Below are 14,530 nucleotides of genomic sequence, written 5' to 3'. Positions count from 1 at the left end.
TGTTAAGATTTAATTTAGAATAGGGAGCAAAGGAAGTGCCAGCAATGCATCAAGAATCGTTATTTGCCCAAACCAATTCGGCCGCCACCCCGCTCGCAAACCGGGTCCGGCCGGCCAGCCTAGGAGAATTTGTCGGTCAGCAGCACCTGATCGGTCCCCACCGGGTCCTCCGGGAACTGATTGAAAACGACCAGCTCTCGTCACTGATTTTCTGGGGACCGCCGGGCGTCGGCAAGACCACCCTGGCGGAGATTATCGCCCAGCAGACTAAGGCCCACTTCGTTACCTTCTCCGCGGTTACCAGCAGCATCAAAGACATCCGCAAAATCATGCAGGAGGCCGAGCAGAATCGCGAGTACGGCGAGCGCACCATCTGCTTCATTGACGAAATCCACCGCTTTAACAAGGCCCAGCAGGATGCCTTCCTCCCCTTCGTCGAGCGGGGCAGTATTATCCTGATCGGGGCCACGACCGAGAACCCCTCCTTTGAGATTAACTCCGCCCTGCTGAGCCGGTGCAAGGTCTTCGTCCTCAAAGCCCTGACGACGGCCGACCTGGAGGAGGTCATCAAGCGGGCCCTAAACCACCCGGCGGCCTTTCCCGAGCTGGAAGTTGATTGTCAGCCGGACGCCATCCACCTAATTGCCCAGTTTGCCAACGGCGACGCCCGGGTAGCCTTAAACACCTTGGAGATGGCGGTCCTCAACGGCCAGCGTGACGGCAAGAAGGTCACCATCACCGAGCAGGACCTCAGCCAGCTGATCAACACCAAGTCGCTGCGCTACGATAAACACGACGAGGAGCACTATAACATCATTTCGGCCCTCCACAAATCAATGCGCAACAGCGACGTCGACGCGGCGGTTTACTGGTGCTCCCGGATGCTGGATGGTGGCGAAGACCCGCTCTACATTGCCCGGCGCCTGGTCCGCTTTGCCAGCGAGGACATCGGCCTGGCGGACACAAACGCCCTCAACGTTGCCATCAACACTTTTCAAGCTTGTCAATTTCTGGGAATGCCCGAGTGTGACGTCCACCTGACGGAATGTGTAATTTACCTCGCCTGTGCGCCCAAGTCCAACGCCGTATACACCGCCCGCCAGCGGGCCAAACGGGTCATTAAGAAAACCGGCAACCTGCCCGTTCCCCTGCAAATCCGCAATGCCCCTACTAAGCTGATGGCGGGCCTTGGCTATGGCAAGGGTTACCAGTACGCCCACGACAGTAAGGAGAAGCTAACCACCATGACGACAGTGCCCCCAGAAATTAAGGACGAGCACTTCTACCAGCCAACCGACTCCGGGCGGGAAAGTCGATTTAAGGCCCGGCTGGCCCAAATCAAGCAGTGGCATGACCAGCATCCAGAAATTTAAACAACGGTCTTCGTAACTGGCACCGCCAGCACGAAGACCGTTATTTAATTTTAGTGTGTTTTTTCCGGATGACTGCGCAGGGCCAGAGGAAAGACGATCAGCAATGCCGCCACGATCAGGGCCAGCGCCGCAATGACAATGTTGCGGTAGCCGCCATACAGGATCTGCCGCATTGACGGCACCAGTGCCGCGGGCAGCTGGTTGGCCGTTTCGGCATTGGAAAGCTTATTCAGCATCCGCAGCGTAATGTCGCCGTGACTCTGCCGAACACCCCGGAAGAGCTCCTGGTTTAGGATTACCCCATACACCGCTGCCATCAGCGTTTGACTGAGGATCCGCAACAGGTAGCCCAACGAGGTCGCAATCGGCACGTCGCGGAGTTCCGCATCGGTCTGGACGCTGATTTGCAAAATATTAAAGACCAGGCCAACGCCGAAACCTTCAAAGGCCCCCATTAAAAGGAGGAGCCAAAACGGGGCCGTCCGCCCACCCAATAAGATTCCGCCAAAGGCGATAAAAATCGTCACCGCCCCGCAAGTCACCAGCCAGTATTTACCCCAGCGGTCCTGGAGCAGCGGCACCAGTTCGGAGCCGATGAAATTGGTCACGGCCCCGGGGATCTGGGTCATTCCCCCAAGGAGGGCACTCAGGCCCAGCAGGCCCTGCGCCCACATTGGGATGTAGGTGACAAAGGCGATGAAGGATCCCCAAATAATCACGAAGAGTAGGAAGTCAAGGACTAGTTCGCGGTTTTTAAACAGCCGGCTGGGGATAATCGGGTCCACGGCCCGGCGGTCAACCTGCACCATCCAGGCTAGCAATAGGAGGCCGCCAACAAAGAGCAGGGCGACTAACCAGTCGGCGGCACTCCCCACCAGCTGGACCGCCACGAGGATCATCACCAGGCTCGTCACGAGCAGACCCGCGCCCAGGTAGTCGACCGGCTTGCCCACCGCCTGCCGTCTCGGACTCTGGTAAAAAATTGCCACCAGGGTAATCGCCAGCAGGGCAATCGGTACGTTAACGTAGAAAACCCAGTGCCAGCTAAGGGTATCGACAATCCAGCCGCCCAGCAACGGCCCAATAATTGAGGCCGTCCCGAAACAGGCGCTGGAAATCCCCAATACCGCCGCCCGCTTCCGCAGGTTCTGGTATATTTCCGCGTAGACAATAAAGGGAATCGTGTTCATTCCCCCGGCCCCGATTCCCATCACCGTGCGGGCAATGATAAACCAGCTGATGTTCAGCGCCAGCCCCTGAAAGATGGCCCCGGCCACAAACAGGACGGTGGCGGTGATATAGGCCCGCTTGTTGCCCTGGTGCTCACCCATCTTGCTCCACAACGGGGTTGCCACTGCCATCCCCAGCAAAAAGGTTGCGACAATCCAGCCCATGTATTGCAAACCGTGCAGGTCACTGGTGATGGCTGGCAAGGCCGTATTGACAATTGTCGCGTCCATCCCCGCCATAATGTTCGATAGGAGCAGGGCGCCCGTGACTAATGATCTCCGGCGGTTCTTTTCCAAACTATTTCCTCCTTAATTCATAATTTTCCACGTTATCTTTGTAATAGTTAAGAACTAACAAGAGGCTGGTGAGAAAACATATTTTTCTCCCAACCTCTTGTCTTTCGCCGCGCAGCAAGCCTATTTGGGGTTGGTCAAATGCTGATTTACCAGCGTTTGAACTGCTAGCCAGCTACCGCGCTGTTGCATTATTATCTATAAATTTAGTCTAGAAGGTTGAGTTAACTCCCAGCCTCCGTCTCATTTTGCTATTCTTTCTTTGGTAAGGCAGCCACCAGGCGGCCCAGCTTTTGCCAGTCTTCCTGCACGGTCGGTAGGAGCCGCCGCGCGTATAAAATGGCCGCCGGGTGGTACATCGGCACTAGCGTGTACTCATTAGGCGACCACTGGTAGCCCCGGCCGTCAGAAGCCGCCTGCTGAATCGGCTGGACCAGCTTCTGCCCGTGCAGGTCGCCAATATTGGCACTTGGCCCCAGCAGCCGTTGCAGGGCGGTATTGCCCAGCGGGACGATTATTCGCGGCCCAACCGTTGCCAGCTCCCAGTCGAACAGTGGGGCAAAGGCCAGGACCTCCTTTTTGGTGGGGGTCCGGTTCGGCCGCTTCTCAACCAGCACACCGGTTTTCTTGTCCCGTACCCGCTTGATTGAGTAGGGACGCTGACGGACGACACTGGTGATGTAGGTGTTGTTCCGTGAATAGCCGATTGAATTGAGGAGCTTCATCAGTTCCTGGCCCGAGGCCCCGGAAAACGGGATATTGACCTGCTCCTCGTGGCGGCCGGGCGCCTCGCCAACAAGCATCAAATCGGGATGCAAAGGTCCCTGGCCGGGGGTAAAACCTGCCAGCGGGCGGTCCGCAGTCCGGGCACGGACCTGGTCTAACAAAGCTTGGGGGTATTTAATTATCACGCTCTACCACCTCGTCTAACTGTTCTAGCCATTATGCCGCCACTTGGTGTCCGTGATAATCCGGGCGGCAATCAAGCCCAGGGGCAGGAAAATAACGATCAGCAGCGCCTTCGTCAGCCAGAGGGCCCCCACGCTAATCGAAGTCAGCCCAATATTATACATCGCCCGGTACATATACAGGCCCGGCACCATGATGACAATTGACGGTACGGTAATCGAAATCTGCGGGTAACGAACCTTCCTTTTGACGATCCAGGCCAATAGGCCCGCAATCATCGCCCCCACGAAGGCCGCGGGACCCGCGGGAATGTGCGCCAGGTCAACTAGCTCCAGCCGGGTCGTGTTGGCAACCGCGCCGATAATTCCGGCCAGGGCCGCCATCTTCGGGGTACTGTTAAACATAATTGAGAAGCCGAAAACCCCGCAAAAGCTGGCTGGCAGCCGCAATAGCATGTAAACCAGCGGGGTCAGCGCCAGGTGGGGAAAGTTTTCCGGCCGGAGGTTAACCGCCATCGCCACCACCCAGCCGACCAGCGTCGCCACGACAACGATTAACGCGGCGTAAGCCAGCCGCTCAAGCCCCGACCGCATATCCAGCTTGGAAAGGTCCAGGCCGCTCGTGATGAAGGGAAAACCAGGAATAACGAAGAGCATTGCCCCAATGTAACCGGCCTCGTGGCGGGAGCTAACGTTGAAGCCAAACTGTAAAATCGTTAGGGCCAGCAGGTAACTCAGGCAGGCCACCGCCACCGCCACACTAATCCCGGCAAACATAGTAATGTGGCGATCCCGCATCTTGCGCCGGACGTAGTTGCCCAGGCCGGCGCCAATAAAGCTGCAGACCATTTCCACCGGGCCGCCACCGAGAAGGAACACGAAGGCGCTGCAGGCCAGGGCCGCGGCCAAGCCTACCTGGTAGGGCGCGTACTTTCCCCGGGAATGGGTAATGTTTTCCAAGCGGGCATGGATGTCCCCGATGGTCATCGTATCACCATGTTCGTCAAAATCCTGAACAAACTGTTCCATGTAGGACAGCTTGGTCGTGTTGACCCCCGTGGTCGGCAACGACAGGGCCTGCGTATAGCTATGGTGGGCGTCCATGCAGGTATACTCCAGCGACACCAGCCCAATGTCAACCGAACAGGTCATTTTTAACTTCCGGGCGATAATGTTCATCGAATCACGAACCCGCCAGGCCCCCGTCCCGTACGACAGCATCATCAGCCCAATCCGCCCCACGATGGCGGCCCGCTCAACCAGGTTGGCCTCCTTGGCCGGAGTGAAGTTATCATTGGTAAAGAAGTCATGCCAGGGAATGGCCATGTGGTGCTTAGTAGATAAATGGGGTGTTGGCTGAAATTTGTCTGATTGCAACTCGTCTTCCTTGCTCATAAAAAGCTTTCCCTCCGCTAATGTAATTGTTCGCGCTAATTTACAATTATCATTATACGTCCCTTGTCAACTTTGCTTAGAAAATCACTTGAGTTCCTTGAGCCGGTCAACCAGCAGTTCCTCCTCTGGGCTGAGGACGTAGCCTTCCCGGACCGCTACGGAAATCGTAAAGTTGACCGGGATCGGGTCTTGAATGTCGAGGGCGGCAATCCCCGGTTCATTTTGAATCGCGCTTTTCACCATTAAGCTGATGCCAAAGTCCTGGCGAACCAGCTCCTTAATCCAGGAAATATCCGGCATCCGGCAGGCCACCATCTGGGGCTTAATCCCAGCATAGGTACAGTAGGCCTGCAGGGCCGCATAGTGGACGTACTGGTGGTCAAAGTTGACGAAGCGTTCGTTCGCCAGTTCCTTAAAAGAAACCGTCTTGCGTTTAGCCAGGGGATGGTGGTCACTGACGATAATGTTAAACGGCAGGCTCGTTACCAGGTGGGCATAGATGCCGGGCTCATCAATCAGGTTATTAGAACCGAGAACCGCAATGTCGATCTTGCCGTCCTGCAGCTGCTTGAGGAGATCATGGGACCCGACCGAAATAATCTTCAAGCGTTGCAATAAGTCATCGGGCAGGTTCTCCACCAGTTGGGAAATCGCCATCTTCCCGATGATTGGCGGTAGGCCAAAACGAATCTGCCGCTTGTTGGCCCGGTTGATTTCCTGGTGGGCCAGGTCGATTTTCTTATTGATCAGCTTGGCGTTTTCAAAGAGCATCATCCCGCTGCGGGTCACCATCTCGTCCCGGTGGACCCGGTCCTTGCGAATCAGCTGGGTATTGAATTCCCGTTCCAGCCGCTGAATCGACTGGGTGATCGTCGGTTGGGAAACCTTAAATAGCTTCGCCACCTGAGTATAATTTTTATATTTGACCAGTGCCACAAAGTACTGGAGATCACGGGTGTTCATTGTTCTCATCCCCTTTACGCTAATAATCTTACGCTAAAAGCGCGGGAAATGAAAAGGAAAAATCAGAATTCACCGTCCCCGGCTAAAATAGCTTATAATTAAGGAGAAAGGAGGCGGGGCAATCATGGCCCAATTCAAAGCAATTTCCGACTACTTCGACCAACTGGTCTACGCGATCGGCAACTACCACTACAACTGGCACCCCAGCATTGAACTGTTGATGGTCATTCGGGGACGGTTGACCATCAACATCGACGGCTACCAGTTTCAACTAGCGCCCCATGACCTGATCCCGGTCAACGCCAACCAGGGGCACGCCACCCTGGCGACGGCACCGGCCACCCTCGCTATCCGCACCCAGATTGATCCCCGCTTCTACCAGGAACAAGGCGTCCAGCTCAGCCGGGGGGAGTTTCGGCTGAACTGTGCGCTAGTACCCCGCCACCCTCGCTATCCGCAGTTGCGCCAGGCCATCGCCCAGCTCTACCTGGCAAGCAGCCCCTTTGAAAAGAACAGCGCCGCCTTCGCGATCGCCAGTCTCCTATATGAACACTTCTTCGTTCCTACCGCCACTGACCGCCTGCCCCGCCAGCAGCAAAGCGAGCAGTTTACCCGGGTCGCACGGGAAATCCAGCTCCACTACCGGGAAGCACTCAGCCTGGGCCAGCTGGCAGACGAGTTTGGCTACTCCAAGTCCTACTTTTCCAAAAGTTTCAAGCAGCACTTCGGGATTGGTTTTTACGAATACCTGACCCGGGAGCGGCTCCAGCACGCCCTCAGCGAATTGAATGGTTCTCCGGCCAAGATCAGCACGGTGGCCCTCAATAACGGCTTCACCGAAATCAAGTCCTTCAACCTGGCCTTTAAAAAGCACTTCGGCATCACCCCGTCCGCCTACCAGGCTAAGTTTTCACCCCAGCTTAAAACCGTCGACGTCGCCTTCCAACAGCCCCTCTCCCCCCAGCAGGCCGCAGGTGCCAAGCGGGAACTTCAACGGCTGCTGGCCCCCGCGCCCGCTGAAGCAGCCGTCCCGGTCTGCGATAACTGCACCTTTCGGCAGGACGGCCTGCGCTATCACCAGCTCAGGGCCGAATTGCAAAAGCTGCTTGATGACAAAAAATGACCTGCCAAATTATTGACCCGTACAAGTAACAGTTGAATAACCCCGGCCCAGCGGGAGTGAGACAGAAGTCGGTTACGACTTCGTTTTCGAACCCCCGCGAGCACAAATAGAGGTCTAGAGTTCGGCTTTGCCGAGCTTTAGACCTCATTTGTGTACCGCGCTGTTCGCGTTTTAACTGAGTAAAAGAACTTATGTCACGGCTCCTACTGGGCATTTTTTGTCCTCCCGGGGCGGGAAGCGGGGGGGCGGATTCCCGTCTGCTCACGGTTTTACCACCCCAAAATCCCTTAACGACTGCATAGCTAGTTTGTGATAATTACCACATAATGGAAACTGAAATTAAGGAGGGAATTCTTATGCAGTACACCTATACCGAACCAACCTTGAGCAAGAAGGGCGCCCAACTGCGCGACCTGCTGGTGAAATACCTCGACATCTTCAGCCACCGGCTCCCCGATGACGTCACCAAAAAATTAGTCGAGTATTCCAAAATCGAAGTCGACCCGCTCCAAAAGATCGTCTACGACACGATGATGGAAAACCAGCGGCTGGCTGCCGAAGCCGACGTGCCGAGCTGCCAGGACACTGGGACCCTGCAGTTCTTCGTTAAGGTCGGCACCAAGTTTCCACTGATCGACGAGCTGAACGAAATCCTGGTTGACGCGACCTACCAGGCCACCAAGATTGCTCCGCTGCGGACCAACGCCGTCCAAACCTTTGACGAATACAACACCAACATCAACATTGGGGACGGAATCCCGGGAATCTTCACCCAGCTGGTTCCCCACAGCTCCGACATCGAAATCTACCCGTACATGGCCGGTGGCGGCTGTACCCTGCCCGGCGTCGCTAAAGTCTTGATGCCTGGTGAAGGCTACGAAGGGGTGACCCGCTTCGTTATGGACCGGATGACCACGTACGGCGTTAACGCCTGCCCACCGCTGCTCGTCGGGGTCGGGATCGGGACTTCCGTCGAAACCGCGGCGATGAACTCCAAGCTGGCTCTGCTGCGGCGGGTTGACTCTTACAGTTCCAACCAGCGGGCCGCCAAGATGGAACACCTCCTAGAAGACGGGATTAACGCGATTGGCCTGGGGCCGCAGGGCTTTGGCGGCAAGAAGTCCGTCATGGGGGTTAACATCATCAACACCGCCCGGCACCCCTCAGTAATCGGGGTCGGTGTTTCTACCGGCTGCTGGTCCCACCGGCGGGGCCTAATCAAGCTCGACCAAGATCTGAACTACGAACTACCAATGAATAAGGGAGTTGAATTATAAAATGAAGACCTATCATTTAACCACACCAATTTCCGCCGACGACATCAAGGACATCCGGATTGGCGACATCGTCTACCTTTCCGGGACGATGGTGACCTGCCGGGATGATGGCCACCGCCGGGTCGTCAAGGAGGGCCTGGAGATGCCCGTTGACGTCCGGGACAAGGCCATCCTCCACGCCGGCCCGATCATCAAGTACCTGCCAAACAACCAATACGAAATGGTCGCCGTGGGGCCCACCACCTCGATGCGGATGGAAATGTTTGAAGAAGAGTTCGTCCACAAGACCGGCGTCCGCCTGATTATCGGCAAGGGCAGCATGGGGCCGGGAACTGCACGGGCCTGCAAGAATGACAAGGCCCTCCAGCTGGTCTACCCGGCTGGGAACGCCGTCTATGCCGCCAAGCACGTGGAAAAAATCGTTGACGCTAAGTGGACCGACCTGGGGATGCCGGAAACGCTCTGGGTATGCAAGGTCAAGGACTTTGGCCCCCTGATCGTTACAATTGATACCAACGGTGACAACTTCTTTGACGCTAAGAAGGCGGAATTTAACCGGCGCAAGGAAGAACAGATTAAGAAGATTAGCGAGCAGGTTCAATTTATTAAGTAATACGTATACATTAATGAGAATGGGAAATAACCTTCTCGACAAGGCGTATGGATAACCTAGAACGATAGTTGGCACGGAACGGGCCGGCTAGCGTTCGTAGGCAAATAGCCTTGCTGCGCGGCGTTAGACACTAGCCTTGTGGTTACGACACGAAGTTAGCCTGTAGGTTTTCCACGTTATCTTTGTAATAGTTAAGAACTAGCAAGAGGCTGGTGAGAAAACATAGTGCCGTTTTCTCCCAGCCTCATTTTCGTATTATTTTCGTAAGTATCGATCATCATTAGCATTAACGTCAATGGATTTGAAGCGTTCAACTTTCATATGTAAGTCATACTTTTCCCGTAATTGTGCTAATTCTTTCATCATTGGAGAATGGTGATGAAGATCCAATGACTGCTGGTCGTGCCAACTATCGATTAACATGATTGTCTCAGAATCATTTAGTGGTTGAAAGTATTCATAGCGTTCGTTCCCCTTTTCCTGCCGAATACGATCGGCTAACCCACTCTGTTCCATTTCCCTAGCAAATGCCTGAGCGCTGCCACCTTTCCCAGTGTAGTATAAATTAACGGTTAAACTCATTAGTCAGTCCTCCGATCTCTAAAGCAACTTAACTTAAACATTATCTCCGGTGCTGGTCCAAGAACTCATCCATCAGCTCGTTAAAGGCCCCCGCCTGCTCGGCCATCACCACGTGGCCGGACTGGTCAACGGCCGCATGAGTAACATAAGCGGGATTAGCCGCCGCCAGCACGTCGGCAAAGCGGCCGTCAAAGTAGGGACTCTGGTTGGCCGTCACCAGCAATAGCGGTACCGTAGCTTTCTCGACTGCCGGTCGCCAATCTTTCTTAGCGTGGTCATATAGTAAGGGGAGGTTCTCAGCCCGGACAAAGGGGAACATCTCCTTCTCCGGTGCCAATTGGTTCAACACCTGCTTAGGCACCCCGTTCAGCGTTTCCCGGACGTTGCCGTGCTCCTTGAGCTTCAGCCGGTAGGATGCCCGGGTGATGTCCATGTAACCGTAAGGCCACTGGGCGGTATTGAGCATCTTCGGCGACTGGTCAATGGCAATTGCCCCCCGCACCGAAAAATCCGGGTAGCGCTGGAGGAAGCCGTAAATTTCGGCGGCCCCCATCGAATGGCCGATCAAAACCGGCCGCGCGACTTGCAAACCCACTAACAGTTCGTGGAGGTCCGCAATCAACCGGTCCACCGAAGCCAGGTCCGCCGTGTGGCCCGACGCACCGTGGTTGCGCTGGTCATAAGTAATCACCTGGTAGCCACGGTCCAGCAGTTCCGGGACCTGGAGGCACCACACCTGCTGGTAGCCACCAAAGCCATGAACTAAAACGACCGGCTGTCCACTGCCCCTGACCTGGTAGTTAATCCGCACGCCATCACTAGTCCGAAAGTCCATCGGCCAGCCCCTCCTTTACTAAGGTCAAGAAAATCGTCACAATCACCAGGTCGGCCGTCCCGCCCAGGCTCAGGTGCCGGCTGGTAAACTCCCGTTCCAGCTGGGATAGTTTAGCTCGGCCGGCCGCCGTCGTAATTCCCCCCGCTGCCAGACATTCGTCGACCCGAGCGTTCTTCCAGTCCAGGATCGCTGGGTCACCAGCCCGCTTCACCAGGGTAGAGTCTTCGGTGTAGCGGGCCAGCACTAACATCGTCTGGATAATCCGCTGGTTCCAGTCACCAGTAGCTGCCAGCATGGCAGGCAAGCCGTGGTCAAAGACCGTCGGGTAGCCCGCCTGCGCCTCGCCACGGATCCCCGTCAGCCCGTACCGTTGGTATTGCCGTTCCCCGGCCGTCCGCTGCTTGGCCGCCGGCGGCGCTTGCAGATCGGTTTGCACCAGTCCAGCCAGGAGCTTCTTCACCGTTGCCTGGACAGCAGCCAGGTCAACCTTCCCACCCCGACGCCAGCTATCCGCCACCGCCAGTGTCATGATTCCCAGAGAGAACACGGCCCCCTTGTGGGTATTGATCCCGCCGGTTGCCGTAAACATTGCCTGCTCAGCCCGCTTGCCAAACTCCCGCAGCTCTTTAAACATCAGCGGATAATCCGCTGAACGGCCGTGCAGGCCCAGGGTAGCCGCCTGGCTTAAATAGCGACGCAGGCTCAGGGAACTATTGACAAAGGTAAAGGCGTCCATATCGGGGTGGGCACCGTGTTCAACCGGGTCCACTAGGCCCGGTTTCGGCCACGCCAGTACCTCATACAGGAGGGCCCGCTGGGCAAACGTTACCAGACGGTCACGCACCCGCTGGCGCTGTTCGGTCGCTAGTGCCGTCCCAATCAGCGCGCTGACCGCCGCCTGCAGTTCACCCACCGAATGCCGGCGGGACCGGCCACATTCCTTCGCAGGCCGGCCGCAGACAAAACACCGCCGCGCCGGCTGACCACTATCCGCCCGGGAAAGAGGAACCACCTGACCAGCCCGCTTGACCAGGACGTCCAGGTCAAAAAGGCGGTGACTGGGCTGGCCCTCCTCAAACCGGGTCGTCTGCTCCTTGATAATTGGGGCGGCCGCCTGAACCAGGTAAAAGCGCTCCGGCCCGGTGCCGGCGTCCAGCCACTCCGTATCCTGGTAAAAAAGGGTCCCCGCCGCTAGCCAGGCTTCTTCCAGTTGCTTGAGGCCAACCGTAAAGAACTCCTGAATGGCCCGGTTATTCTTAATCGGCCCCGGAACATTGAGCTTCGCGGCCACCACCGTCATGTCCGGATGAGCCGCCACCAGGCGTTGTTGAAGGGCCGCCCGCCGGTCCTTATTTGCCAGCACCGCGGGAATATCCTGGGGCTGGCCCGTTGTAAAGATGTTTGTCATTGTAGGCTCCTTTCACGTTTGTCCGCGTTTGCTCATATGTATTATAAAACGGGTGGGATTCCATGTAACCGCACCCGTTTTATCAATTCTTAAAATTAGTCTTTAATCTGCTTTACTTCGTCAATCAAAGTCCCATCTCGGTATTCAACCAGGGCGACGGTCCGGTCGGTGTATTCGATTGGCTTTGGCTTGCCAACGATCCCTTCGGCCCGCTTTTGCAGTTCGTCGATTGAAACCAGCGGAATGCTTGGTGCCTTCTTGAAGGCTTCAATTAGGTCCTTCCGTGCCGGGTTAACGGCCACTCCGACTTCAGTAACCAGGACGTCAATGGATGAACCCGGCGTAGTGATGGAGTTAACGGCAGGAACAACGGTAGCAATCCGGCCCCGAGTCAGCGGAGCGGAGATGATCGTCATCTTGGCAGTCCCAGCGTCCTGGTGGCCACCAACGGCACCCCGGATAACCCCGTTGGAACCAGTCAGCACGTTAACGTTGAACTTGGTGTCGATTTCCAGGGCAGACAGGATGGCAACGTCCAGTTGGTCAACCATGGCACCCTTGTTGTCAGGGTCGGCGTACCAGGAACCGTCAATTTCGATTTGGCCAGGGTTAGACTTCATGCTGGAAGCAGCCCCTTTGTCAAAGTCTTGCACGTCCATAACCCGCTTAACCAGACCTTCTTCAAGCAGCTTGACGATTGGTGAAGTCGTCCCCCCGCAAGTGAAGGCAGCCGTAACGTCGTTGTCCAGCATAGATTGACGCAGGTAACGGGTAACGGCCAGTGAAGCACCACCAGTACCAGTCTGGAAGGAGAAGCCGTTCTTGAAGTAAGGTGAGTTAACGATCACGTCGTTAACCATCTTGGCAATCTTCAATTCCTTCGGGTCCTTAGTAAAACGGGTCGCCCCGCTGCCGATCCGGTCTGGATCTCCGACCTTGTCAACCTTCACGACGTAGTCGACCTGGGTCTGTTTAATTGAAGCAGGCGTGTTCGGGTAGTCGGCGATGGTATCGGTCAGGAGAACCACCTTGTTGGCGTACTGGGCGTCCACGAGGGCGTAACCCAGGGAACCAAGGGCGGATTCGCCGTTCATCCCGTTGGCGTTCCCCATCCGGTCAGAGTTCGGAACACCCAGGAAGGCCACGTCAATTTTGATGTTGCCGTTTTCGATGGACCGCGCACGGTTACCGTGGGAACGGAAGATGACCGGGTTCTTCAAGAGACCGTGGGAAACGGCTTCACCAAGGCTGCCCCGCATCCCGGAGCTGGTAATATTAGTGATGGTGCCGGCCTTAATGGCTTCAACCACCTTGTCGTTCATTACCCCGGTCAAAGAAGATGGAGCCAGGGTCAGGTCCTTGTAGCCCATCTTGATGATCTTGTCCATCACCATGTTAAAGACGTAGTCCCCGTTCCGGAAGTGGTGGTGGAATGAAATCGTCATCCCGTCCTTCAGGTTGTCCTTGATGACCTGGTCTAAGGAGTCGACCAGCTTGTCATCCCCCTTGGTGACGCGGACGTCGTGGCCCGTGTAGTGAACCGTTGGGTGGCCGATTTCAGTGCTTTCAAATGGTTTGTAGTTAGTTGAATTTAAGATTTCGTCTGAGATTTCACGACCGACACTATTTTTCAATGTATTCACCCTCCTCGTTAATCAGGTTGGAAGCCTTGGCTAAGCGGATTACCCGTTGGGCCCGCAGAACAACTGGACGGTCAACCATTTGACCGTTCATGGAAATAACACCGGAACCCTTCTGGTGGGCTTCTTCAATCGCCGCTTCCACGTCCAGCGCGTTTTCGATTTCCTTCTTGGTTGGCTCGTAAACCTTGTTGACCCAGTCGATTTGCCGTGGGTTAACGAGGGACTTGCCGTCGAAGCCGAGTTCGTGGATGTGCTCAGTTTCCCGCTGGAAGCCTTCCACGTCATTCATGTTGGTGAAGACGGTATCGAAGGCCGCAATCCCCGCAGCCCGGGCCGCGTGCAGGATCATGTTCCGGGCAAATTCCAGTTCCGCGCCGTCTGGGTACCGGTGGGTCTTCATGTCCGTCGTGTAGTCTTCGGCAGACAGGGCCAGGCCAATCATCCGGTCGGTACTTGCGGCGATTTCTGGGGCGTTTAAAACACCCTTCGCGCTTTCGATGGCGGCCATGACGTGGGTCGAGCCGGGTTCGCGGCCAAACTTCTTTTCCGCTTCTTCGACCACCTTAACCAGGTCGAGCATCATTTGAGCGGATTCAACCTTTGGCAGGCGGACAACTTCGATTCCGGCCTTAACCATGGCGTAAACATCGTTCTTAAAGTATGGCGTGTCAAGCCCGTTGACCCGGACAACCAATTCGGAGTCGCCGTAGTCCTGGGTTTGCAATGCTTCGTAAACCAGCATCCGGGCAGCATCCTTTTCTGACATGGAAACAGAGTCTTCCAGGTCGAACATAATGGAGTCCGCACCGTAAATCCCAGCATCCTTAACCATTCCGGCGTTGTTCCCCGGAACAAACATCATGGTCCGACGTAAACGTTCTTCCATT

General features: G+C 55.9%; 13 protein-coding genes. 4 read left to right on the top strand and 9 right to left on the bottom strand.

Going from position 1 to position 14,530, the window contains the following annotated elements:
* Positions 1 to 44 precede the first annotated feature (44 nt).
* Positions 45 to 1,373: a replication-associated recombination protein A gene (locus tag HMPREF0494_RS06005; RefSeq protein WP_007124068.1), complete on the top strand. Its 1,329-nt coding sequence runs from the start codon at positions 45 to 47 to the stop codon at positions 1,371 to 1,373.
* A gap of 50 nt (positions 1,374 to 1,423) precedes the next feature.
* Here HMPREF0494_RS06005 and HMPREF0494_RS06000 read toward each other — a convergent pair whose 3' ends face one another.
* The 4 genes from HMPREF0494_RS06000 to HMPREF0494_RS05985 all read right to left on the bottom strand — a co-directional run bounded on the left by HMPREF0494_RS06000 (position 1,424) and on the right by HMPREF0494_RS05985 (position 6,162).
* Positions 1,424 to 2,842: an MFS transporter gene (locus HMPREF0494_RS06000; protein WP_007124067.1), complete on the bottom strand. Its 1,419-nt coding sequence runs from the start codon at positions 2,840 to 2,842 to the stop codon at positions 1,424 to 1,426.
* Positions 2,843 to 3,147: 305 nt separating this feature from the next.
* Positions 3,148 to 3,807, bottom strand: coding sequence for a uracil-DNA glycosylase (locus tag HMPREF0494_RS05995; RefSeq protein ID WP_007124066.1), 660 nt, complete (start codon positions 3,805 to 3,807; stop codon positions 3,148 to 3,150).
* 24 nt (positions 3,808 to 3,831) lie between these two features.
* A complete protein-coding gene (locus HMPREF0494_RS05990) occupies positions 3,832 to 5,199 on the bottom strand; it encodes a threonine/serine exporter family protein (RefSeq protein WP_007124065.1) in 1,368 nt (455 codons plus the stop codon).
* An 84-nt stretch (positions 5,200 to 5,283) separates the two neighbouring features.
* A complete protein-coding gene (locus tag HMPREF0494_RS05985; protein WP_007124064.1) occupies positions 5,284 to 6,162 on the bottom strand; it encodes a LysR family transcriptional regulator in 879 nt (292 codons plus the stop codon).
* 124 nt (positions 6,163 to 6,286) lie between these two features.
* On the opposite strand from HMPREF0494_RS05985, the gene HMPREF0494_RS05980 reads away from it, so the two are divergent.
* The 3 genes from HMPREF0494_RS05980 (at position 6,287) to ttdB (ending at position 9,175) form a co-directional block, all read left to right on the top strand.
* The gene (locus tag HMPREF0494_RS05980; protein ID WP_007124063.1) at positions 6,287 to 7,285 is read left to right on the top strand and encodes a helix-turn-helix transcriptional regulator; all 999 of its coding nucleotides are present in this window, start codon (positions 6,287 to 6,289) and stop codon (positions 7,283 to 7,285) included.
* Positions 7,286 to 7,641: 356 nt separating this feature from the next.
* Complete coding sequence (gene ttdA, locus HMPREF0494_RS05975) at positions 7,642 to 8,562, top strand: L(+)-tartrate dehydratase subunit alpha (RefSeq protein WP_040458854.1); 921 nt, start codon at positions 7,642 to 7,644, stop codon at positions 8,560 to 8,562.
* Between the two features lies 1 nt (position 8,563).
* Complete coding sequence (gene ttdB / locus HMPREF0494_RS05970) at positions 8,564 to 9,175, top strand: L(+)-tartrate dehydratase subunit beta (RefSeq protein WP_007124061.1); 612 nt, start codon at positions 8,564 to 8,566, stop codon at positions 9,173 to 9,175.
* 255 nt (positions 9,176 to 9,430) lie between these two features.
* Here the strand turns inward: ttdB and HMPREF0494_RS05965 are convergent, their stop codons facing one another.
* The 5 genes from HMPREF0494_RS05965 to citE all read right to left on the bottom strand — a co-directional run bounded on the left by HMPREF0494_RS05965 (position 9,431) and on the right by citE (position 14,529).
* Positions 9,431 to 9,757, bottom strand: a complete 327-nt coding sequence (locus tag HMPREF0494_RS05965) for a putative quinol monooxygenase (RefSeq protein WP_007124060.1) — start codon at positions 9,755 to 9,757, stop codon at positions 9,431 to 9,433.
* A gap of 40 nt (positions 9,758 to 9,797) precedes the next feature.
* Complete coding sequence (locus HMPREF0494_RS05960) at positions 9,798 to 10,592, bottom strand: alpha/beta fold hydrolase (RefSeq protein WP_007124059.1); 795 nt, start codon at positions 10,590 to 10,592, stop codon at positions 9,798 to 9,800.
* The gene (citG, locus tag HMPREF0494_RS05955; RefSeq protein WP_007124058.1) at positions 10,576 to 12,000 is read right to left on the bottom strand and encodes a triphosphoribosyl-dephospho-CoA synthase CitG; all 1,425 of its coding nucleotides are present in this window, start codon (positions 11,998 to 12,000) and stop codon (positions 10,576 to 10,578) included. Before citG ends, HMPREF0494_RS05960 begins: the two co-directional genes overlap by 17 nt.
* Before the next feature lie 95 nt (positions 12,001 to 12,095).
* Complete coding sequence (gene citF, locus HMPREF0494_RS05950) at positions 12,096 to 13,634, bottom strand: citrate lyase subunit alpha (protein WP_007124057.1); 1,539 nt, start codon at positions 13,632 to 13,634, stop codon at positions 12,096 to 12,098.
* Positions 13,624 to 14,529 (bottom strand): citrate (pro-3S)-lyase subunit beta, encoded by a 906-nt coding sequence (gene citE / locus HMPREF0494_RS05945; protein WP_040458853.1) that lies wholly within the window; start codon positions 14,527 to 14,529, stop codon positions 13,624 to 13,626. The genes citF and citE overlap by 11 nt, the downstream gene beginning before the upstream one ends.
* Position 14,530 lies beyond the last annotated feature (1 nt).

Origin of the sequence: Limosilactobacillus antri DSM 16041 (assembly GCF_000160835.1) — a bacterium.
Taxonomy (GTDB): Bacteria; Bacillota; Bacilli; order Lactobacillales; family Lactobacillaceae; genus Limosilactobacillus; species Limosilactobacillus antri.
This window is presented reverse-complemented; position numbering and strand designations above follow the sequence as displayed.